Raw genomic sequence first — 22,314 nt, forward strand, 5'->3', positions numbered from 1 at the left:
TGATATTAGATTTTTTGCTGAAAACCGAAATTTTTACAGAGGAGTATTTATTTGAAAAGCATTCATAAGCGCTTATTATTCTTGCTGCTTGTGTTTATAATTCTACCGTATTTTTTATCCGTGTTGTTGATCTATCGGCAGACGAAAGAGAATGTGGAACGACATGAACTTGAGAACAGCCAAGAGCAAATTCAGCAGGCGTCAGCCGATCTAGAGCAATATTTTGATGAAATCATTAATCTTCCATATATTTTATACCGAAATCCAGACTTATTCAGGGTGTTTGAAGAAGGGTTAGAAGAAGATTTTTATTACAAGCAGCTTGAAATTAATAAGGGTATGACTAACTTCTATCTCATGAGGAGTGAAATTCGTCAGGTCCGTCTATTCATAAACGAAGGGAAAAGCTCATTTACAGTTTATAATGCCATGTTAAGTTCCCGTAAAAGGAATCCGGATTTATTACAGCAAGCTTCCATTCAGAAGCTGATGAGCTCTAATAGCAATGATCTTATTGAAGCTCCGCATCCGATTGAGAACTATAACGATACCTCCATTATGCCTCCTTCGGATAAAACGATGGTCTTGACGGTTCATCACAAAATTGTGGATGTCCTAACACAGGAATTTCTGGGCGTCATCACTATAGATATTGATTTGGACAAGATTGCTCATATCGCTAATCATTTTCTACAGAAAAATAAAGAGAGCGTATGGCTTTCCGATGCGGAGAATCATGTCATTTACGCAAGTGATGAAACATGGATAGGCAAAACCGTTCCCGATGAACTGCAAAGGAAAATAAGTCCGATACAGGCAGATACTAAATCTCCAGAAGGAGATATTGTGTTTACTAGAACATTACAGGAACCGATAAAAGCGTGGCATTTTGCTAAGGTAACCCCGAGCTCTTTTTTATTTGAAGATGTAAGGAAAACTGCCTATACAAACATCATCGTAGGTGTGGTTGTAGGTGGACTGGGCTTGATAATGATAACAATCATTTCTTATGGATTTACACGGCCGATAAAACTGCTTAGTCAAAAAGTCCAGCGTATCGAGGGGAGGAATATGAATGCCCCATTCGACGATATGCGGGAGGACGAAATCGGTATTCTAGAAAGACATATCAAGGAGATGATGAATCGGATCAACCGTCATATTGACCGGGAGTATAAGCTTGAGATAGAGAACAGGAAAAATCAGCATAGGGCGCTAAAGTCGCAGATCAATCCGCACTTTTTATTTAATTCTTTACAATCTATTGCTGCAGTTGCCCTACTCTCTGAATCTCCAAAAGTATATCAACTGATTACCTCTTTATCCAAAATGATGCGGTACTCGATTCGTGTGGATCAGAAGGCGACGGTTCAAAGCGAAGTGGATTATGTACAGGCTTATTTGAATCTTCAAGCGGAACGTTTTCAGACTGATTTTAGCTATTCCATTGATGTGCCTAAAGATATTCTTGATATTCCGGTTCCTAGTATGATCTTGCAGCCGCTCGTTGAGAACTTTTTTAAGCACTGTTATGACGAGGGCTATGAACAAGCTTACATCCATATTTATGGTGAAATACAAGGTGAATATTTGAATCTAGTCGTAGAAAATAACGGAAACAGCGTGACGGATGATGAACTTGAGGCATTAAAAAATAATCTCTACACATCGGTTAACGAAGGCAATCCTTCTTTTGCACATATCGGGTTAAAAAACATTCATGATCGCTTGGTTCTTCATTTCGATCAGACAGCGGGAATCAAACTAGATTCGATGCAGGGACAAGGGTTCACTGTACGGCTAGTAATTCCACTCTACCTAAAGGAGAAGTAACGTTTATGAAAGCTCTTATTGTAGATGATGAGTCTAATGTTAGAAAAATCATCCGTTTTTTGGGACGGTGGGAACAATACGGAATTACCGAAGTGCTGGAAGCCAGAAATGGTCTCGAGGCTAAGGCGTTGATTGAGCAGAAATCTCCAGAAATCATAATGACAGATGTCAAAATGCCCAAAAATAGCGGGATGGAGTTAATCGAGTGGTTGGCTGCTAAAGACTATCCGGGAAAAGTGATTATGATTTCAGGGTTTGACGATTATTGTTTCATGCGTAAAGCGTTTAAGCTGGGATGCTTTGATTATTTGATGAAGCCAATTGAAGAGAAAATGCTGAATGAAACTTTAGAAGGGGCGTTGAGAGCCTGGGAACAAGAAGAGGGAGAACGTCGCAATATGGAGTCCGGATTTTATGAAGAGGTAAAAATGTTTCGCTTAAACAGGGAGATTACTGCTGCTTGTAACGGTGAAGCTTTTGATGCAGGCGAAATTGCCTCGGCTCTCCCACAGGCAGAAGTATACGACTTCACCATGATGTATTTTTACCAATCTCATTATTCGGAGCCATACATTCAGCTTTTGACCGAAGAGCTGGCTACACGGGAGTGGGGAAATGCATTTACGCTTCAAAATGATCCTAATGTCTGTGTGATTCTGTCCCTTCATGGACAGCTTTTCCCGATAGAGGAATGGATTACCCAGCATTTTGATATACCTGTTCGTTTGGTTAGTGGCCCCTCCATCCAATCGCTCGCAGAGATATCGTTATCTTTTCAATCTGTACAAAGGTCTATGGCTGAACAAAATTTTAGAGCAATCCATCGTTTGGCGGATTTAGATGATGTTAGGCGTATGAATGATATTGTCGCATTTGTTGATGAGCATTATATGGAAGAGCTAAGTTTGGACAAATTATCCACCCGTTTTTTTCTGAGCCGAGAACATATCTCGCGGAGATTTAAGCAAGAAGTAGGGATGACTCTTACTAACTACGTCATTCATTTACGAATAAATCAAGCGAAACAGTGGTTACTAGAATCGGATGAAAAGATGTACTCGATTGCCTTAAAGCTAGGGTATCAAGATGAGATTTATTTCTCTAAGCTGTTCAAAAAAAACGTCGGTATGACGCCTGCTGAATATCGTAATTCACAGGGAGCAAGAGAAATAGACGCGGAAGTCAGGATAGCCAATACATAAGTTCATTGTTGAATGCATCTGGGGGAATTATGAAAATAAAAAGGGTTCAAATGATTATCGTGGGGTTGATTACGCTAACGCTTTCTTCATGTGGTGCGCATACACGTCCACTGAAGGAAGCGGATTTGAAGGTAGCGGATAAGGCAGTCACTTTGGAGGTACTGAATCCTAAAGTGGAAATCTCTATAGAATTCGAGCAGATGGTTAAGGAATATGAAAAGGAAAACCCGAATATTAACGTAGAAATTCTAACCTTTGGCGGGGGAGCTAACTACCTTGATGAGCTAAAGGCGAGGTTTGCTGCCAATGTTGGTCCGGATATTTTTCCAAATGGCGGTTATGAAGAAGCGAAGGCATGGAGTAGATATCTTGAGGATTTATCAGATCAACCTTGGGTGGAACAGGCTTATGACGAGGCGCTAGAACCGATGAAGATGGACGGGAAAATATACGGGATGCCAATCAATTTTGAAGGCTACGGTTTTATTTATAATAAGGATTTATTCGCAAAGGCTGGGATTACTCCTCTCCCAACAACGTTTACGGAATTAAAAGTGGCGGCGAAAAAGCTGAAGGCTATAGGTGTGACTCCTTTTTCTGTTGGGTATTCCGATCATTGGTTTTTTGTACTCCTGTTGAATATTGCTATTGCACAACAGGAGGACCCGGATGCTTTTATTCAAGGGTTAAACAACGGAACACAATCTTTTCGAGCGAATAAGGAAGTTAAAGATGTCATTCGGATGCTGGATTTGACCGTACAATATGGTAACGAAAATTTTTTGACAACAGATTATAATTCGGAAGTTGAGTTATTTGCAACAGGGAGAACGGCGATTCTAAAACAAGGGAATTGGGTTCAGTCTAAAATTGATCAAATATCGCCGAATATGAATATCGGTTTTTTACCCATGCCTATTAATGATGGTGCCGAAAACAATGCGTTGCCAGTAGGGGTATCTAATAATTGGGCTGTTAATAAAGAATCTTCGCCAGAAAAGAAGAAGGAAGCCAAAAAGTTTTTGAACTGGATGGTTTCCTCGGAAACAGGGAAAAAGTTCATGAAGGATCGCTTTCATTTTATTTCAGCTTTTAAAAATATAGAGACGGACCGTTCGGGAGCGCTTGTAAAAGATCTTATGCGATACGTCGATGAACAGAAAACTTTATCTTGGAATTGGTTCAAATTCCCTCCCAGAGCAAGAGAGGAGTTTGGCTATCTTATGCAAGCTTATGTAGGAGAGCAAATTAATCGGGATCAATTGCTTCAAGAACTTCAAAAATCGTGGGATACCCATGTGAAGTAATAAAACCAAATCAATATAACCCTGTAAATGCATCAATTTACGACATACTCATAACGTCTACTCTTCATTAGAATTTAAAAGGGGAACAGCACAAAGGAAGATCGAAACCCAAATTTAAAGTATAAGAGGAGTTAGATGATGAATTTCAAGAAAATGATTAAACAAACAACAATCCTAACCTTTACAGCTGCTTTAATGTTAGGTGGAGCTACTCAAACCTTTGCGAAAGGAAATAACAAGCCGAACAAGCCGGAGTACAATGACTATGGTTTCTCTCATATCACTCGCGCTGACATGTTGAAATTACCCAAACAACAAAATAGTAAACAATTCCAAGTCCCCAAATTTGATGCTTCAACGATTGAGAACATTCCTGCAGCCATTAAGTTCGATGAGAATGGAAACAAAATTGAAATGGATGTTTGGGATACTTGGCCGCTGCAAAATGCAGATGGAACTGTAGCCAGTTATAAGGGGTATCAAATTGTTTTTGGTCTGGCGGGCGACCCTAATAATGGATCAGACACATTTATTTATTTGTTCTATAAGAAAGAAGGAGACAACTCTATCAGCAGCTGGAAGAATGCCGGCAGAGTGTTTAAGGATAGTGACAAACTTGTTCCTGATGATTATGTTTTAAACAATCAAGCCGAAGAATGGTCCGGTTCAGCAACCATGACATCTGATGGCAAAGTTCGCTTGTTTTACACTAATCGTCATCCTTGGGATCCAGATCGCGGATTTTACGGGAAACAAACTTTAACTACAGCTCAAATTAATGTCTCTGCCCCGGATGGGGATACCCTTAAGATTGATGGCGTAGAAGATATGAAATCCATCTATGACGGTAATCAAGGTGAAATTTATCAAAGTGTTGATATCACCGGTTTTAGCAAAGGCGATTACGACGATAATCATACCTTAAGAGATCCTCACTATGTGGAGGATAAAGGCCACAAGTATCTTGTGTTTGAAGCAAATACAGGGACAACTACGGGTTACCAGGGTGAAGAATCTCTCTTTAACAAAGCTTATTATGGTAATAGCAATGCCTTCTTCCAAGCGGAGAAAAAGAAATTACTAAGCAGTGCTGACAAAACATCTGCGGAAACCGCGAATGGTGCGCTCGGTATCATTGAATTAAATAATGATTATACATTCAAAAAAGAAATGAAGCCGCTACTTGCCTCCAATACCGTGACAGATGAAATTGAACGTGCGAACATATTTAAATTGAATGGCAAGTGGTATCTGTTCACAAGCTCAAGAGGTTCTAAAATGTTCATTGATGGCATTGATGATGAAGACATCTATATGCTCGGGTACGTATCTAATTCTTTAACCGGACCGTATAAACCATTAAATGGTACAGGACTTGTCCTCCATCAAGATCTTAATCCTTATGATATTACCTGGACTTATGCTCACTTTGCGATTCCGCAAGCGAAAGGGAATAATGTAGTCATCACAAGTTACATGACGAATAGAGGTTACTTTGGGGATCATCATTCCACTTTTGCCCCAAGCTTTGTGCTGAATATTAAAGGCTCCAAGACTTCAGTTGTACCGAACAGCATTTTGGAACAAGGGCAATTGACGCTTAAAGGTAACAAACCGTATTAATCATTTACAAAGTAAATGCCAATGTAGTTGGCGTTTACTTTTCTTTTTATAAGCTGAGATTAGCAATGTGAAAAAAGCGAGGTATATTTTGAATAAGAAAAAAATGATAGGAATCACTATATTAATCCTTTGTTTAATTTGTATTGTGACGATAGTATTAGTAACTTATGACGCTGGAGAGAAGAAGAAGCCGGGGACCGACGTTCCTGATCATAAACCTACCACTCGGGCTAGCTATCATTTCACTGTACCTGAGCATTGGAAAAACGATCCGCAAAAACCCATTTATTTTGATGGTAAATATCATTACTATTATCTCTATAATGCTGATTACCCGGATGGAAATGGTACAGAATGGAGACATGCCACATCAACGGATTTGGTGAGCTGGACAGATGAAGGCGTTGCGATTCCAAAATATACAACACCCAATGGTGATCCCTGGTCAGGATCTGTTGTTGTTGACGATAGCAATACAGCAGGTTTTGGCGAAGGGGCTATTGTGGCGATTTTAACACAGCCCTCTGCAGAGGGGGGGAAGCAAGAACAATATTTATGGTTCAGTACGGATCGTGGGCTGACGTTTAAATCTTATAGTGATGATCCTATTTTGCCAAATCCGGGCACAGAAGATTTCAGAGACCCGAAGGTAATATGGGATCAACATTCTCATAAATGGGTGATGACGCTAGCCGAAGGTACGAAAGTAGGCTTTTACGAGTCTGACAATTTAAAGGATTGGCACTACACAAGTGGCTTCGAAACAGAAAATATTGGAATTGTAGAGTGTCCTGACTTCTATATGATGCGGGCGAATGATGGCACTTATAAATGGGTTCTTGGGGTCAGTGCAAATGGTAAGTCGATAGGTAAACCTAACACGTATGCCTACTGGACTGGAGATTTTAATGAGAATGAATTTATCGCGGATCATCATGAACCACAGTGGCTAGATTATGGATTTGATTGGTATGGTGCTGTAACTTTTGAAGAAGGAAAGGACAAGGATCAATACAATCATCGATATGCTTTGGCCTGGATGAATAATTGGGATTACCCTCATGTTACCCCCAATCTTAACGAAGGTTTTAACGGAATGGATTCAATCGTGCGTCAAATAAAATTAACACGAGATGAAGAGCAGTCGTATCAGTTAGTATCACAGCCCATCGAAGCATTAGATCAAATGGTAACTTCAACGGATTCCTTGCAACAAATAAAAGTGAACGGCTCGTCAACACTTGATATCACAGGCGAAAATTACCAGCTCGATGCAGATCTATCTTGGTCAGAGAGTACCAATGTAGGCTTAAGACTTCGTGAATCCGCAGATAAGACGCGCCACGTGGACGTAGGAGTGTTTGTTGAAGGACAATATTCTTATGTTAATAGAGCCTTCACTGGACAACCTGATGAGAGTGACAGATATCTTGAAAGCAAGGCCCCCTTTGATGTGAACAAGAAAAAAGTGCATCTGAAGATCCTTGTGGATAGAACAAGTATTGAAGTTTTTATAGATGATGGTGAAATTGTATTTTCTAATGAAATCTTCCCGGAAATAAAGGATCAAGGCATTACCTTGTTTTCTGAAGGTGGCACCGCGATTTTTAATAATGTTGTAATTAAGCATTTTGGCAAAGATTAGAATGAATATACAGAGTTTTTCTAATTCTTGCGCAATAAGAGGGCACTCCAACCTATGGATGTCCTCTTTTTTTATTATAAGTTCGTAATATTAAACCTAATTCACGAAGGAATACATAATTGTTAAACGCTATCTTGAATTCTAGAATGATGTTATTGGCATCACGTTACTTTTTTGGTTTCAAAATCATTCTGGGAGGTTGTCCTAATGAAGCGAAGGCCTATTTATGTTGTTCTTATTCTGTTTATTGTATTAGGTTCATGGTTGCTGCTGAATCACCGGGAAAATAAAAGCGCCTCTGAGAAGCAAGTGCAGGAAGTGCTGCCTACGAGTACTGTTGATACTAACACAACAATGGCTAACGTTACTGTAAATAACAGAGAAACTCCGGTGCAGTACTTGGATCCCGCATATAAAGTTACAGTGAAACACGATATTTTGTATGCAAGTAAGAAAAACGAGACGGATGCTGAAGAACCGCTGAAGCTCGATTTGTACCAGCCCATTGGAGATGAAACCAAGCAGAGGCCAGTATTTATTTTTATTCATGGCGGAGGTTATACCGGAGGGGATAAGTCTGATGCAGCAGATTTTTCCGAAGGCCTGGCGAAACGGGGGTATGCTGTTCTCACTATTGATTATAGGCTAAAAAAAGATCCGTTTTTCAATTTTACTCGCACACTTAATGATGCTAATGAGGATATAAACGATGTGATCAAATGGATTAATGAGCATGCGGAGACTTATGGATTGAACAAGGAACGTATAGTTATTGGCGGAGATTCAGCAGGAGGTCATCTGGCCATGAACTTTGTGAATCTATCCTTAGCAAGAGATCCCTCCCTAGTTAAGTCTGTATTTTCCATTATAGATATTTATGGTGGTGAACTGACAAGAAGTGCTGACAGCAAGCTGCCGCCTGTCCTAATTATTCATGGAACGATAGATAAAATGGTGCCGTACCAGCAAAGTATTGACCTAGCCGCTCAATTGAAAGAGAAAGGTATTTATCATAATCTGCTCACGCTGGAGGGAGTCGGACATGATTATAAAAATGAAAAATATATCGATGAAATTATGGAGACGACAGCACATTTTCTGTGGAATGTCATGAACAGTTCGGACCTTGCGAGTCTTCCGGAAAATTCGGGGATCACGGTTGCTTCTGGTTCTACTTTTGATATTAAGCTGCCTGAAGCTTATCGCAGCGCATCGAAGGAGCCGCTTAATATCGATTTGCCAGAGGGATGGCTGCTTAATGGAGAAGAAGAAGGTTCGCTGCGGATACAGGTTCCGGAAAGCTTGGTGCGCGGAAACGATTCGCTGTTCGTCTCTCAGGGTGCAGATCCTACAGCGGCATCAAGCTTCACTATGAATATCAACGTAATCGACCCGCTGGCAGTGTATTACGAGACCTTTTATGAGGAGTCTGCCAAAGAGATAAAAACCCATATGGATGTTACTAATCAATCTACAAGCAATTTCAGCGGTTCAGTGGAAGCTGATTATGAGACGGGACGATCTACCCGAGGTACTTATGCTTCGACTGTGGAAAATCTGGAGCCGGGTAAGAGCGTTCGTCTTGAGATTCCTGAGCTGGCAAGAGGCCAGCGCTCGCTTAAAGTTTTTAATGATATAGGTACCTTATTGCAATCGACAGTTGATTCTTCTAACGTGCTTCTGTTGCCGAAACTCAGTCCGCCTGTCCAAATCGATGGCAACTTGTCGGACTGGGGGAATCAAGCTCCCTTTGATGTGAAGGATGTCAAAATCATGGGCTGGCAAGGAGAGCAGGATCTCAGCGCCAAGGGTTCCTTAGCATGGGATGCCGACAATCTTTACCTTGGGGTAGAAGTTATCGATGATTATCATGCACAGTCAGCATCAGGAGATGCCATCTGGAGTGGGGACAGCATCCAGATTGGAATTGGCATTGCCAACGGGGATGGAACGGTGCCTTCTGAGTACCATGAACTCGGTGTGGCTCGCGGAGATACGGGCGAATTACTCAAATGGTGCTGGTTGGCACCCAAGGGGTTTAATTTGGGTGATGCTATAGAATTACAGTATGCCGTGGAACGTAAAGATTCAAAAACCAGCTACGAACTAGCCATTCCCTGGCGTGAACTAAAATCCGACGATGTACAGGTGAAGCCAGGAATGAAGGTGAAATTTTCGTTATTGGTCAATGACAATGATGGTGAGGGGCGTAAGGGCTGGGTGGAATTTAACAGCGGCATTGGTTCGGCTAAGGATGTTGATGCTTTTGGTGATCTATTTGTGCATTGACATATTCTGCTGTTAACACTATGATATGAATGAAAAAATAATTATTCATTCACGGAGAGACGAAAAGTGGAAGACAAAAAAACAAAGATATACGAATGTGCGAAAGAGCTATTTAGCAATAAAGGCTTTAAAGACACGAATGTTTCTGGCATTACCACAATGGCTGGAATAGCTGTAGGAAGTTTTTACAACTATTATCCCTCCAAGGAAAAGCTTTTTATGGATATTTTTTTAGAGGAAAACGAAAAGCTCAAAAAAAGCTGTATGCAATCGCTCGATATGAGCCAAAGCCCATTAGCACTAATACGGCAGATGATGGTGCTTAATTTGGAAGGTATGATAGCCAACCCCATTCTTAAGGAATGGTATAACAAAAGTGTTTTCGCAAAAATCGAACAGCTGTACCGGGAAGAAACCAACATTCAGGTAAACGACTTCTTGTATGATAGCTTCCATGAAATCATTAAGCAGTGGCAAGCCGATGGTAAAATGCGCAGCGATATGGATAGTAAAATGATTATGATGATCTTCGGCGCAATGATTAATGTGGAAACCCACAAGGAAGAAATCGGGCTGGAGTATTTTCCACAACTTTTGGACAATATGCTGGAACTAATTATGAAGGGTTTGACAGACTGCCCCTAATACACTTATGGTGCAGTTTTTTTTTTAGTGAAATGAATGAATTATAAAATATTCATTCAAATTTTAAATCAAAAGGAAGGAGGCAAGCAGGTGAGTAAGAGAAGAGGAAAAAAGCGAAAATTCAATAAATGGATTATTGTTCTCAGCATTCTATGCGGGATTACAGTCATAGGTTGGATAGGTGGTATTCTCTTATCTGCTCCGGGAAGGCATGAAGTTCAGCAGCTTACTATCCACGCCATAGATATACAGAAACTGCGGGAGGGCAGCTATGTGGGGGAATACATTGGCATCAAAGATCATTCCAGAGATACCATGGTGAAGGCCACAATATCTGCTGGACGGCTGTCAGATATCAAAATACTCAAAGGTGCCTTGGACAAAACAGGGAACCCTGCTGAACTGAAGGGTGGGCTAAGCATTGGTGATTTGTTTGGTCATGTGATTGAATCGCAGTCTCTTCAGGTGGACGTTATCAGCGGGGCAACGCTTACCTCTAAAACACATCTTAAGGCACTCGAAAATGCCCTACTGCAGGCGGAGACGAAATAATTCATTTTAAGGAGAATTTATATGAACATTGCAGTCATTTCGTATTCATTCACAGGTAATAATGAAGCATTAGCAAGGAGTGTGGCGAAAGCGTTGTCGGCTGAATATATCCGAATCTCGGAAGCTAAACCCCGAACACTCGGTAGGATTACCTTTGATATGATTTTTGACAGGATACCGTTGGTTCAACCGAAGCCTGAGCAAATAGGAAAATATGATATTATCCTATTTTTTGGACCGGTTTGGATGGGAAAAGTGGCCACACCGCTCCGCGCCTATTTAGAGTACTTGAAGAAAAATCCGCAAAAGTATGGTTACCTTTCAATCAATGGTGGAGCTGACGGTCCAAATCCGAAGGTACCAGGGGAGCTCAGAAAAAGAACTGGAGCAGACCCTGTTGTATTCATCGAGCAGCATATCGCAGATCTGATATCGGCAGATCACAAACCTGCACGTAAAGATACCTCAGCTTATAAGTTAAATGAGGGCGATATTAATCAATTAACTGGAAAAATAGTGAAGAAAGTAAGGGATATGATCTAGCTTTTAAGCTCCAGCGAGACGAACAGAGAAACGGCAAAGCTGCCGTTTTTTTTGTTTTCTCTGCAATCTGGTAGAAATTGTTCTATTATAAAGTGTTCCTTCAATTCGCTAGATGGTATGATAGGTATGGGAGGGAATTATAAAATGAACAATGAGACGACTAATGAAAATGAAATAACAAATGAGAATGAGGAAGTAAATGATAATACAGAAATGTCTGAAGAGGATATGGCGCAGCTGCTAAAGGCTGTTCACCATAACGGCCTTGTAGCATTGAGAGTACACTTTAAAGATGTTGAAGGACAAGTATTGAACATGGAAGCCTACGGCCCTGTTTTTGTTTTTCACGTGAAAACTGAATTAGATCAGGTGTATTCCTGCGGATTTTTTCTGCGCGAGTTAATTGCAAGATTCCAGTCGGGTAAGGATCCGGCAGCATGGATGGCCTCATTCTTCGTTGAGCTGATGAAAATTGAGGGAGGCAAAACACTTCCAAAACCACCAGCAAGTGAAGAAGAAGCAAAAGGGATTATTGACAATGTGTTAGTTCCGCTTTGTGTTGAGGAAATTACCCAAGAATTTGCTCCAGAAAAAGTGCATGTCGGGCTGGCATGGAACGAGAAATTGGGACCAGTCTTCGAGGCTGGATTTCCAGCGATCACCGATGGGAATAACGTATGCGCATTCCCGCTTCATCTGTTGCTGACTCATTTGCAATTGAACCGGGATCCATCCGAACTGCTTGTTCAAGGCATGTATAACATCCGCAAAGAACATGGATTGGAGTAAAACAGGCTCTGAGTCCTGACCATCCATAACCCAAAGAAACGGCAGAAATGCCGTTTCTTTTTCTTTTGACATTCAAAGAGTAGATCCTTGCTTGATGAATTTATTCATATCTACTTTGAGCTGATAGCTTTAAGCTGATAACCTGCTGCTTGAAGGTTTCGTTCACATCATCTACGGACTGTATAGCGCTTATCTTTGCTTTTTAGCTCCATTTACCGAACTCGCGGACCGTATAGCACTTATTGTCTGTTTATTGCCTATAAAAGTAGGAGGATTAGCCAAATAGTTGCATCTCAGTCCGTTAACAGAAGAATTCTCTTGAAAATGAACCAATAACGTCTCCTCGGTCCGATAGGCCTTGGTGTTGCTGGATTATATAAAGAAACTGTCAATACTTTTCAGATAGTTTAGGATAAAATTTCATTTACGGAATACGTTTGCGGACCAAGCTATATGTACAGCACCACTATACTTTTTTAGAAAAATAAACGAAGGCGTGGTAACAAGATGAAATATCTAGTTTCAATACTACTAATTGCTGCAGTGATAGCATCTGGTTGTTCCAATTCCACTCCAATTCCTCATCCAACCTCTAATCAGGAAACTTCTCCTTCTCCTGATCCTTCAGATAACCGCAGAGAAGATACTGTGTTCCTCAACAAAAATATAGGTTGGAAAGCAGTCTATCATTTTCAAGGAATGTCACGTGAAGATATGGAGCTTTATACAACTAGTGATGGGGGAGAGACTTGGAAGGAGATTGGGGATAGCTTACAAGCAGGAAGTACTCTTCCTAGCGGGGTGAAATCGGGAATTACTTTTGTTAACGAAAAAGAAGGCTGGATTACAACGAATGCGCCTTGGCAGGGAAAGGTTGGTTTATATAAAACAATGGATGGTGGAGTTACATGGAGTGAACAGACTGTCACAGTGCCGGATGAGTTAGTAAACTCGCAAATCTATGCTTATCCTCCCCTCTTTCTTACGAAGGATCAAGGAATCTTAATTACTCGGCCTGCTGAAAATGAACATACATTGTTATATATAACGATAGACGGGGGACAACATTGGAAATCATTCCTTGACCATCATAAGGATCAGTATGCTGGTATCGCATGGACGCTCTCAGAGAGTATGGCGACGGTAAAATACGCAGAGAAAACCTGGACATTAAGCATGCAGAACTATGGAAAATGGTCCCTTTAATCGAAATGTTGGCATATTGCGTTTAGAAAAGACGTACACATCAAATGAAGCGAGGCGTTAACCTGACTCTGGCTGTTATAGCTGTTTATGGGATAACGTTTTGTTTTATCCATTATTCGAAACCGGTTTCAAATGTGCGAGCGCGCCGCGCAATGAAATCAGTAGGAGGAAAAGACGATGTTACGAAAAGGAAAAATGTTAAGTCTATTTCTGCTGTTCACCCTCTTAATTGCTTGGGTACCTACAGGGAGTTCAAGCGCGGCATCAAGCTGGAATCTGGCATGGAGCGATGAATTTGATGGGAATTCTCTGAACACTAATAATTGGTCGGCGGAAATAGGTACGGGTAGCGGGGGTTGGGGAAACAATGAGCTTCAGTATTATACCAGTCGTCCGCAGAACCTGCAGGTAACGGGTGGGAATTTAGTGATTACTGCACAAAAGGAGTCGTACGGGGGGATGAATTATACCTCTGCACGGATCAAAACACAGGGACTCAAAAGCTTCACCTACGGAAAAATCGAAGCTAGAATCAAATTGCCTTCAGGACAGGGACTCTGGCCAGCATTTTGGATGCTTGGGGCGAATATTGATTCAGTGGGTTGGCCGAAATCTGGGGAAACGGACATTATGGAGCGTGTGAACAATAATGCTTTTGTTAACGGGACGGTACATTGGGATGCCAATGGGCATGCCGAGTACGGTCAGGTGTCTGGTAACCTCGATTTCTCACAGTACCATGTGTACAGCGTGGAATGGGATGCGAATTATATAAGATGGTTTGTAGACGGCAACCCATTTAATGCTTTTTATATTGAGAACGGAACCGGAAATACGGAGGAGTTCCAGAAACCTTTCTTCATCCTGCTAAACCTTGCCGTGGGTGGAAATTGGCCGGGAAGTCCAAATGCTTCAACTGCTTTCCCAGCTCAAATGCTGGTTGATTACGTACGTGTGTATCAGGCTGCGCCTACCTCAAGCATCGTTAGTGGTGGGATTTACACTTTAGCTGACAAGGCTAGTGGCAAGGTTCTGGACGTAGTGGATGTATCCACAGCAAGCGGGGCGAAAATGCAGCAATGGACCAATTACACTGCCAATAATCAGAAATTTAAAGTGGAGAGTACAGGCGACGGTTATTACAAGCTTACGGCAGTGCATAGTGGAAAAGTGTTGGATGTGCCGAACTCATCAACCGCGAGCGGTATACAGCTGCAGCAATGGGATGACAATGGTACCAACGCTCAGCGATGGAGCATTATTGATGTTGGAGGGGGCTATTATAAGCTTATTTCAAAAGTGAGCGGATTAGCCATGGATGTATCCGGAGCATCAACAGCCGATGGTGCAGCAGTTCAGCAGTGGACGGATAACGGGAGTGATGCTCAGAAATGGTTTTTTACAAAAGTGAACTAAAGAAATGCCGCCCCATATCAAATGGGGCTTTTTCTAATCGGTCTAATCGGTCTAATTTGTTTTAAATCGGCTAAAAGAATAGGGGTTAAGTTCAACTGAACAATTTTTATTTTCTGCTTGTTTCTTTTTCGGGTGAGGTGTGGTTTTAAAGGGCTGCTTTTCCGTTTTCTTCGTCTGATTTTGGCTCTGGTGATTCTCCAAGGGGTTAGCTTTAGGAATTGCTGATATAGGGATGAACCTGCGGAATCTTTATTCCAGCATTTATCATCTCCGGCAAAATGGATGATTTTGTTAGTGAAATCATGGTCCGGAATGTTTGTGTTGAACGAATTAAAACGGATATCGAGGGGGAGGTAATTCCCACCAAAAACTGCATTCAGAACATCCTGATCTGGCATGGTGACATCAGGAAAGGTACGTAGGAAGGTTAGCATTTCTTCGTACCAGTTGGTATTCTGGCGGATATTATGCAAAGAAAATAAAATCACTCCGGAATTAAAATAAAGATCAGGATTTAATCCCTTAGCGCTCACAATATGAGCAACCTCTCTAATTCCCTGGTCCCAAATTGCAGCCAAATACTTGTCATTCAGTTCAACCTGCCATAATTCAGTAATGTCCATATTCACTAATACATCGCAGTCCAGATAGATGATTTTGTCCACGGGTATTAGTGCAGGAAGAAGCAATCGATACATACATGCCTGCGTCCATACATTAATGGAGTTAACATTGGCTAGCACCTGAGTTAGATCATCAGGCATAGTGATTGAATAAAAGCTAAGGGTATGATTATGTTTTGTAGTTAATGCGCTAAGCCTGCGCTTATTAGTTTCACTTAAAGAAACATCATGTAAAATATGAATATGAATTGGGGAACTCGTATGATGAAAAATTGACGCTAGAACGACTCCGGCATGTTCAGCATATTTCCCATCCTTATCTTGAAAAGCCAAGGCGATATCGATCATTTGATTTATCCTCTCTTCACGTTTGTGTACGAATGTACCACAGTATACGTTCGCCTTGATCAGAGGACAGAGACATTAAACCCAGAATATTCACCCAATTTCATGTGAACACCAAAAAACCAAGTGCTGAATCTCAGCAACTTGGTCGGCTAAGGACTTCAATCTTTATTTTCGCAGCTTAATTTGATCTACGTGATGATTGTTGTCCTTATGCATTATAAGATCCGCACGATTTCGGGTGGGCAGAATATTTTGCTGCAAATTAACGTAGTTTATTTCTTTCCAGATCCGCTTTGAGATTTCAATAGATTCCTCTAGAGACAGCTGTGCATATTTTTTGAAATAAGATTGTTCATCTTGGAAGGCAGTATCTCTGAGCTTAATAAACCGATCAATGTACCATGTCTCGATATCGTTCACATCGGCATCCACATAAATAGAAAAATCAAAGAAATCAGATACAAAATAGTTAGGCATATTATGATTATTTGTAATCGCAGTCTGAAGAACATTTAAGCCCTCAACAATTAGAATATCCGGATTCTCAATCGTAATATATTCATCTGGCACAATATCATAAGTTAAGTGAGAGTATACAGGGCTTTGGACCCGCGGCACCCCAGACTTCACATCCGTTAAAAAAGAAATTAAACTACGCGTGTCGTAGCTTTCAGGAAAGCCCTTTTTCGTCATTATACCGCGCTTTTCCAGCTCTGCGTTGGGATGTAGAAAACCATCAGTCGTAACTAAATCCACTTTTGGATGGGAAGGTAATTGTGAGAGGAGTTTTTGTAGGAGTCTGGCCGTAGTGCTTTTACCAACAGCGACACTTCCCGCGATACCTATGATAAATGGACCTTTTTTTAGATCATTGTTCAGAAAGTGATTTATAGACTCATTAAATTTATGAGCAGATAGAAGTTGCAGATTTAGTAAATTGGACAGAGGAAGATAGACTTCGTTAACATCCTCGCTGGAGATTTTTTCATTAATACTTTGGACTTCCATAAGTTCTTCTTCTGATAATTGGATAGCGGTGAAATCGCTTAGTTTTTTCCAATCCTCACGTAAATAAAGTGTATATGCTGAATTATTCACCATTAAATTTTCCACATCCCTGAAGTTTTTAGAGATTTCTTATGCACTTAGGTATTATAACCGTTCATACAGCTTCATTCCATTCATTGTAATCGACATAATTATGGACATTAAGGAGATTGCATTTCAGTAAATGGGAAAATCAATTAAAATATAGAATATTAGGAAGGATGGGGTGGGGCAATGGGAGTTTTTCGAAAAGTTGAATTATTGAAGGATTACACACGCACGGAAACGTTCCAAGAAGAGTCAGAGGGAAGGAAAATAGTTATAAGTATTTATTATCCGGATACAGAGGGTGTATTAAATAAAAACGCATCTGCAATGAAATATATGGAGCTTTTCGGGCCCTGTGAACAACAGGCGAGAGAGCTTCTACAAGATATTGGCATGAACATGGAAATCATAAATACATTATCTACCTCAATCAGCGATCGGACCTTTCAAAGCAAATCCAAACGCTCCTATCCAGTCATCATCTACTCACCTGCATTAGGTTTAGATAGAGATATGTATATTTATAATATAGAAGCGCTGGCCAAGCAAGGTTTCATAGTGGTAACGGTCAGTGCTGCGTACGAAGCTATGTTTACTGTTTGCCCTAGTGGAGAATTTATTAATCAATCCGAAGCCATGAGGCAAATAAAAGCTGCGGATTATACCGATTTACATAACTTAATTTCCATTCGAAAAAAAGATATTCAATACGTTCTGGATCACCTGTCCACGCTTAATTCTATGGATAAAGATGTGAAGGGCTTATTTGATATGAATAAGATTGGTATTATCGGCCATTCCATCGGCGGTGCTACTGCATTAGATTTAACTATGGAAGACGATAGAATTAAAGCTGCTATTTTATTAGATGCAAGCATGCACTTATATATTGAGAATGAAGAGAAGAACAATACTGTGCCGCTTCTTGTATTAAGGCAAAAGGCCTCGACCTTAGAATCCTTAAGTAATATATTACAGGAGAAACTGGCAAATGATTTCATCAAAGGACAAGAGGCGCTTTTTCAGAATTGGAACGGATATAAATCTTTTCTGAAAATACGAAAGGCTACACATATGTCATTTAGCGATCTGCCCCTTTATGAGGAAGGAGAGAATTTAAAACAAAGAACCTGTGAAATTCATACTTGCTTAAATGAGCTTATAAGTAAGTTCCTTGTGGAGCATCTTTTAGATCAGGGGCAAGGTTATTCGGCATTAATTAGTAGGGTTCATAAAGATTTTTGTGAGATCCATGGTAGTGGAGAAGAAATTCTGTAAATTAGCAATAAACTCTCCTTTGTTTATACCGATAAACATATATAAGGGAGGGAATTATGAATGCATTCTGCTCAGTCTAATGAGAAAATATGTAATCATATTGAAAAATACATAGGTGTTATTGATAATGTTTTTAAAGAAATTATTTCAGGTGTTCTGTCGATAGATATTCTAATTCTTGATCCGACGCCTGAGTGGAACTTCTATACTTTAATTACCTCTGGAATGAGCGAATTACCGATGACGGTGCCAGAAGGTGCAGAAGAATATCAATATGCTGAACTAATGATTTGTCTCCCTCCTACCTGGAAGCTGTCGGATGAGGCTTTTAAGGATGAACGGAATTATTGGCCGATTCGAGCCCTGAAAACAATGGCTAGGTTTCCGCATGAATATAATACATGGCTTTATATGGGGCATACGCTTGTGAACGGTAATCCCGCCCAGCCTTATAGTGAGGATACAGGATTTCAAGGGATGTTCGTTTGGGTTCCAGATGTAAAAGATAAAGCCGGTTTCTTTAATTTAGAAATGAGCCATGAGAAAGTGGTGCACTTTTATACGTTAATTCCGCTCTATGGGGAGGAGTTAGATTATAAAATCAAGCATAGCGAGGAAGAGTTACTACACAAGTTAAATAAGATTGGGGTTACGGATGTTTTGGATCCTTCCCGTAAAAATAGTTGTAAGAAGTTATGGGGACTCTTTTAAATACAAGAAAAAACGGCTGAGAGCCGTTTTTTTATTTTTTGATTCCAAAAGCAATCCAGCGACCATCCACATCTTCGATCACAAATTCCTTGTTATTATAATCGGTGTTTGATAAAGAACGAACAATATGAACACCGGCGGCTTCGAACTCCTTCTCCAACTCTTGTTGCTGCTTCGTAATAAAATAGGCATCGTATCCATAACCGTACAACTCTCGATTGGGAATGACCTTTTGTCCATGGGATTGCGTAAGGATAATCTCTGTATCGTCACGATACAAACAAAGATGTGGTTCTTGTGTATCTAAATAGGGCACAGCTTTAAAACCTAAGTACTGGCTGTAGAAGGCAGCGGTTTGCTCAATATTCAACGTAGGGAAAATACTATGTGATTGTAAGAGCTTTTTGTCCACGAGTGAGGTCATCCTTTCAAAGAAAAATAGATATCCATATATTACCTTAAGATAGAAGTTTCAACAATACACGGAGTTTCCATTTAGCAGAAGATTATTCACGGTTGACATCATCGCTATTCTATAATAATATACATGCATGAGCATGCATTTATAAATATTTTATATAAGATGAACTTAGAAACTCATGTTCACTGGAAGCATTGATCATACTATACTTAGTTTTTTATAAAGAGGAGAGATATCATGAAGGACTTGTTCACCCCGTATGAATTGAAGGATTTGAAGCTGAAGAACCGCGTGGTTATGCCTCCAATGTGTCAGTATTCAGTGTCTAACAAAGACGGGATTGCTACGGATTGGCATTATAATCATTACGTAAGCCGCGCTGTTGGCGGAACCGGATTAATTATTATTGAAATGACGGACGTGGAGCCTGATGGCCGGATTACTGATTTTGATCTTGGCATTTGGTCTGATGAGCAAATTCCTGCACTGGCCAGAATCGTTGAAGCTTGTCATTCATATGGTGCTAAAGTGGGTATTCAGATTGCACACGCCGGACGTAAAGCAGAAGATGCAGCAGTTCCTGTATCCTCCTCTAACGTTCCTTTTGATGCTGACTCCAAAACACCACGTGCCTTAACAACTGAAGAAGTGAAAACTATGGTTGAGAAATTCCGGTTGGGCGTGAAGCGGGCGATTCAAGCGGGATTTGATGTTATCGAGCTTCATGGAGCGCATGGTTACCTTATTCATCAGTTCCATTCCCCTCTAACCAATCAAAGAACAGATGAATATGGCAAGGATTTAACACTGTTTGGTACAGAAGTCATTCGCGCAGCAAAAAGTGAAATGCCGGAAGGAATGCCATTAATTATGCGTATCTCGGCTCAAGAATATGTTGAGGGCGGGTACGGTATCAAAGAAAGCTTGGAATTTAGTAAAGCTTACAAAGAAGCAGGCGCAGATATTTTTCATATCAGTGCAGGTGGTGAAGGTCCTATCGCAGCTGCCGGGAAACCAGGGACGCATGCAGCTTATCAGGTCCCTTTGGCTAGAGAAATCAAATATGGCTTGAATGTTCCGGTTATTGCGGTTGGCAGATTGGATGAGCCTGTACTTGCTAATGCCGTGATTGGGAATGAGGAAGCTGATCTTGTTGCCGTGGGCCGGGGCATGTTGAGAAATCCATACTGGACGCTGGAAGCAGGGGTCGAGCTTCAGAAAGATGCTGGTATTCCCAGACAATATTCTTTCGGGTTTCCAAGAATTAATGGATAAAGATTAATTTAAATGGTGTGAAGTCTAAACAAAATAATTGTAAAGTGTGGAGGGGCCGGCTTCTTGGAGAAACGGTCTCTCCTCTTTTTTTAAAATAAAATAAAGTATAAGTATCGAACCTATACTTTATGTATGGTTGTGGATTGTAGTACTATTATATAGAAGGAAAAGATCATGAAAAGCCATACACCCGGGAGATGAATAATAAAATGGGCGACATTCTTAACAATGAACTTATAACGAGTTGGTTGACGTTAACGCATATACAAATGAATGTGACGAATGAATTGGAAGCTAATCTACAAGCCAAACATGGCTTATCCTTGAAAGAATTTTATTTGCTGTTATTTTTGTCGGAAGCGCCGGAGAAGAAACTGAAATTGCAGAAGCTCGAAGCTATGGTGGGTTTAAGCCAGAGTGCAGTTTCCCGACTGGTTAGTCGGTTTGAGGCCAAAGGCTGTGGCGCTTTAGAAAGAAAAGCGTGTGATGCTGATCGCAGAAGTATCTATACTGCCTTGACTGCCATTGGCGAAGACAAGCTCCTCCGTGCACAAGATACCTTTCAAGAGACCCTGCTAGCAGCTTTTCCAGAAAAAGATGTGAAAGAGCTTTTGGATCAAATGCTTCGCATGAAGCAACAGTCATGAATTCACAATAAAACCTCTGTTTTGGTAAATGGATCGAATCTCCATTTCCCATACAGAGGTTTTTTAGTGTGGGGCGCTATTTACATCCTACCTGTTCATTCTACTGTTGCTGGGAAAGCCGGTAATAATTATAGTCTTCATGTTCAATTGTAATCTCGTCAAGAAGCTCGAAACCACATTTTTGAATGACTCTATTAGACGGGATATTGTGTTTCAGAGCAATGGCGTTTAATACATCGGTAGAGCTATTATCAAACAAATACTTAATTAATCCCTTGGCAGCTTGAGTAGTGTAGCCTTTACCGCGATGATCCTTGGATATGGCATACATAATCTCTCTGTTGGGAACGGGCAATTCATCCTTAATTCCTGTACAACACCAACCAATGAACTCACCGGACTCTTTTAAAATAATGCCTAAACGAAGACGAAGCTCTCCGATATCTCCGCCCGCTGAGATCGCTTGAAGAAACTGCTGGTTCTCTTTTATTTCATAGTTTATTAACCAGTCCAACCGTTGTTCTTTAGGAACATTCCAATCTGGCAAGAATTCAATAATTTCAGGCTGTAGAGTAAGCGCATGAAACTCCTCTAAATCCTCCACGCTATATTCCCGCAAAAAAATATCTTTACAATCAATCGTAAATAAATCATTGGAATTGGCCTCTTCATTCACAACCTCGCTCAACTTTCACCACTCCTTTATTAACTAACAGATATTTTACCATGAAACAATTGATTGATTTGGTAATATTTGATTATAAAAATTGTTTTCTTTTATTTCACATAAATATTAATTGGTTAATATATTAATTGACTATAAAATATGTTATTATGTTTCGTATAAACGGCAATGAACTAATTTG

At 40.5% G+C, this 22,314-nt stretch carries 20 protein-coding genes; 16 read left to right on the forward strand and 4 right to left on the reverse strand.

What is annotated here, in order from left to right; translation table 11 throughout:
- Positions 1 to 51: 51 nt before the first annotated feature.
- The 12 genes from MHH46_RS09610 (at position 52) to MHH46_RS09665 (ending at position 15,050) form a co-directional block, all read left to right on the forward strand.
- A complete protein-coding gene (locus MHH46_RS09610) occupies positions 52 to 1,833 on the forward strand; it encodes a sensor histidine kinase (protein WP_076191197.1) in 1,782 nt (593 codons plus the stop codon).
- A gap of 5 nt (positions 1,834 to 1,838) precedes the next feature.
- The gene (locus MHH46_RS09615) at positions 1,839 to 3,035 is read left to right on the forward strand and encodes a helix-turn-helix domain-containing protein (RefSeq protein ID WP_076124939.1); all 1,197 of its coding nucleotides are present in this window, start codon (positions 1,839 to 1,841) and stop codon (positions 3,033 to 3,035) included.
- Positions 3,036 to 3,064: 29 nt separating this feature from the next.
- Positions 3,065 to 4,342: an ABC transporter substrate-binding protein gene (locus MHH46_RS09620; protein ID WP_076191200.1), complete on the forward strand. Its 1,278-nt coding sequence runs from the start codon at positions 3,065 to 3,067 to the stop codon at positions 4,340 to 4,342.
- A gap of 138 nt (positions 4,343 to 4,480) precedes the next feature.
- Positions 4,481 to 5,965, forward strand: coding sequence for a glycoside hydrolase family 68 protein (locus tag MHH46_RS09625; protein ID WP_076191429.1), 1,485 nt, complete (start codon positions 4,481 to 4,483; stop codon positions 5,963 to 5,965).
- Between the two features lie 103 nt (positions 5,966 to 6,068).
- Positions 6,069 to 7,610 (forward strand): glycoside hydrolase family 32 protein, encoded by a 1,542-nt coding sequence (locus MHH46_RS09630; RefSeq protein ID WP_076191431.1) that lies wholly within the window; start codon positions 6,069 to 6,071, stop codon positions 7,608 to 7,610.
- 207 nt (positions 7,611 to 7,817) lie between these two features.
- The gene (locus tag MHH46_RS09635) at positions 7,818 to 9,899 is read left to right on the forward strand and encodes an alpha/beta hydrolase fold domain-containing protein (protein WP_076124943.1); all 2,082 of its coding nucleotides are present in this window, start codon (positions 7,818 to 7,820) and stop codon (positions 9,897 to 9,899) included.
- A gap of 66 nt (positions 9,900 to 9,965) precedes the next feature.
- A complete protein-coding gene (locus tag MHH46_RS09640) occupies positions 9,966 to 10,544 on the forward strand; it encodes a TetR/AcrR family transcriptional regulator (RefSeq protein ID WP_076124944.1) in 579 nt (192 codons plus the stop codon).
- A gap of 90 nt (positions 10,545 to 10,634) precedes the next feature.
- Entirely contained in the window at positions 10,635 to 11,096 is a 462-nt protein-coding gene (locus MHH46_RS09645) for an FMN-binding protein (protein WP_076124946.1), read from the forward strand.
- Between the two features lie 21 nt (positions 11,097 to 11,117).
- Positions 11,118 to 11,639, forward strand: a complete 522-nt coding sequence (locus tag MHH46_RS09650) for a hypothetical protein (RefSeq protein ID WP_076124948.1) — start codon at positions 11,118 to 11,120, stop codon at positions 11,637 to 11,639.
- A 144-nt stretch (positions 11,640 to 11,783) separates the two neighbouring features.
- A complete protein-coding gene (locus MHH46_RS09655) occupies positions 11,784 to 12,428 on the forward strand; it encodes a hypothetical protein (RefSeq protein ID WP_076124949.1) in 645 nt (214 codons plus the stop codon).
- 507 nt (positions 12,429 to 12,935) lie between these two features.
- A complete protein-coding gene (locus MHH46_RS09660; RefSeq protein ID WP_076191203.1) occupies positions 12,936 to 13,634 on the forward strand; it encodes a hypothetical protein in 699 nt (232 codons plus the stop codon).
- A gap of 177 nt (positions 13,635 to 13,811) precedes the next feature.
- Positions 13,812 to 15,050 (forward strand): RICIN domain-containing protein, encoded by a 1,239-nt coding sequence (locus MHH46_RS09665; protein WP_076191206.1) that lies wholly within the window; start codon positions 13,812 to 13,814, stop codon positions 15,048 to 15,050.
- Positions 15,051 to 15,067: 17 nt separating this feature from the next.
- Here MHH46_RS09665 and MHH46_RS09670 read toward each other — a convergent pair whose 3' ends face one another.
- Both MHH46_RS09670 and coaA read right to left on the reverse strand, forming a co-directional pair.
- Positions 15,068 to 16,021 carry a glycosyltransferase family 8 protein gene (locus tag MHH46_RS09670; protein ID WP_076124952.1) on the reverse strand — a complete coding sequence of 318 codons (954 nt, stop codon included), beginning with the start codon at positions 16,019 to 16,021 and terminating at the stop codon, positions 15,068 to 15,070.
- A 165-nt stretch (positions 16,022 to 16,186) separates the two neighbouring features.
- Complete coding sequence (coaA, locus tag MHH46_RS09675; RefSeq protein WP_076124954.1) at positions 16,187 to 17,122, reverse strand: type I pantothenate kinase; 936 nt, start codon at positions 17,120 to 17,122, stop codon at positions 16,187 to 16,189.
- A 180-nt stretch (positions 17,123 to 17,302) separates the two neighbouring features.
- Here coaA and MHH46_RS09680 point away from each other — a divergent pair, with 180 nt between their 5' ends.
- The gene (locus tag MHH46_RS09680) at positions 17,303 to 18,394 is read left to right on the forward strand and encodes an alpha/beta hydrolase (RefSeq protein ID WP_076191209.1); all 1,092 of its coding nucleotides are present in this window, start codon (positions 17,303 to 17,305) and stop codon (positions 18,392 to 18,394) included.
- Between the two features lie 60 nt (positions 18,395 to 18,454).
- On the forward strand, positions 18,455 to 19,105 hold the full coding sequence (locus MHH46_RS09685) for a suppressor of fused domain protein (RefSeq protein ID WP_076191212.1): 651 nt from the start codon (positions 18,455 to 18,457) through the stop codon (positions 19,103 to 19,105).
- Between the two features lie 31 nt (positions 19,106 to 19,136).
- Here MHH46_RS09685 and MHH46_RS09690 read toward each other — a convergent pair whose 3' ends face one another.
- Positions 19,137 to 19,517 (reverse strand): VOC family protein, encoded by a 381-nt coding sequence (locus MHH46_RS09690; RefSeq protein WP_076191215.1) that lies wholly within the window; start codon positions 19,515 to 19,517, stop codon positions 19,137 to 19,139.
- Between the two features lie 246 nt (positions 19,518 to 19,763).
- Between MHH46_RS09690 and MHH46_RS09695 the strand changes: the two genes are divergently transcribed.
- Both MHH46_RS09695 and MHH46_RS09700 read left to right on the forward strand, forming a co-directional pair.
- Positions 19,764 to 20,801: an NADH:flavin oxidoreductase/NADH oxidase gene (locus MHH46_RS09695; protein ID WP_076191218.1), complete on the forward strand. Its 1,038-nt coding sequence runs from the start codon at positions 19,764 to 19,766 to the stop codon at positions 20,799 to 20,801.
- A gap of 209 nt (positions 20,802 to 21,010) precedes the next feature.
- Positions 21,011 to 21,448, forward strand: coding sequence for a MarR family winged helix-turn-helix transcriptional regulator (locus MHH46_RS09700; RefSeq protein WP_081386204.1), 438 nt, complete (start codon positions 21,011 to 21,013; stop codon positions 21,446 to 21,448).
- 100 nt (positions 21,449 to 21,548) lie between these two features.
- Here the strand turns inward: MHH46_RS09700 and MHH46_RS09705 are convergent, their stop codons facing one another.
- Positions 21,549 to 22,124: a GNAT family N-acetyltransferase gene (locus tag MHH46_RS09705; RefSeq protein WP_076191434.1), complete on the reverse strand. Its 576-nt coding sequence runs from the start codon at positions 22,122 to 22,124 to the stop codon at positions 21,549 to 21,551.
- Positions 22,125 to 22,314 lie beyond the last annotated feature (190 nt).

It is taken from the genome of Paenibacillus sp. FSL H8-0175, assembly GCF_045040615.1.
GTDB lineage: Bacteria > Bacillota > Bacilli > Paenibacillales > Paenibacillaceae > Paenibacillus_AQ > Paenibacillus_AQ odorifer.

Coding starts and splice junctions, on each gene's coding strand:
- MHH46_RS09625 (WP_076191429.1), top strand. CDS start 4,481: ATGAATTTCAAGAAAATGATTAAACAAACAACAATCCTAACCTTTACA.
- MHH46_RS09680 (WP_076191209.1), top strand. CDS start 17,303: ATGGGAGTTTTTCGAAAAGTTGAATTATTGAAGGATTACACACGCACG.
- MHH46_RS09655 (WP_076124949.1), top strand. CDS start 11,784: ATGAACAATGAGACGACTAATGAAAATGAAATAACAAATGAGAATGAG.
- MHH46_RS09620 (WP_076191200.1), top strand. CDS start 3,065: ATGAAAATAAAAAGGGTTCAAATGATTATCGTGGGGTTGATTACGCTA.
- MHH46_RS09700 (WP_081386204.1), top strand. CDS start 21,011: ATGGGCGACATTCTTAACAATGAACTTATAACGAGTTGGTTGACGTTA.
- MHH46_RS09685 (WP_076191212.1), top strand. CDS start 18,455: ATGCATTCTGCTCAGTCTAATGAGAAAATATGTAATCATATTGAAAAA.
- MHH46_RS09630 (WP_076191431.1), top strand. CDS start 6,069: ATGATAGGAATCACTATATTAATCCTTTGTTTAATTTGTATTGTGACG.
- MHH46_RS09615 (WP_076124939.1), top strand. CDS start 1,839: ATGAAAGCTCTTATTGTAGATGATGAGTCTAATGTTAGAAAAATCATC.
- MHH46_RS09635 (WP_076124943.1), top strand. CDS start 7,818: ATGAAGCGAAGGCCTATTTATGTTGTTCTTATTCTGTTTATTGTATTA.
- MHH46_RS09695 (WP_076191218.1), top strand. CDS start 19,764: ATGAAGGACTTGTTCACCCCGTATGAATTGAAGGATTTGAAGCTGAAG.
- MHH46_RS09650 (WP_076124948.1), top strand. CDS start 11,118: ATGAACATTGCAGTCATTTCGTATTCATTCACAGGTAATAATGAAGCA.
- MHH46_RS09670 (WP_076124952.1), bottom strand. CDS start 16,021: ATGATCGATATCGCCTTGGCTTTTCAAGATAAGGATGGGAAATATGCT.
- MHH46_RS09660 (WP_076191203.1), top strand. CDS start 12,936: ATGAAATATCTAGTTTCAATACTACTAATTGCTGCAGTGATAGCATCT.
- coaA (WP_076124954.1), bottom strand. CDS start 17,122: ATGGTGAATAATTCAGCATATACACTTTATTTACGTGAGGATTGGAAA.
- MHH46_RS09665 (WP_076191206.1), top strand. CDS start 13,812: ATGTTACGAAAAGGAAAAATGTTAAGTCTATTTCTGCTGTTCACCCTC.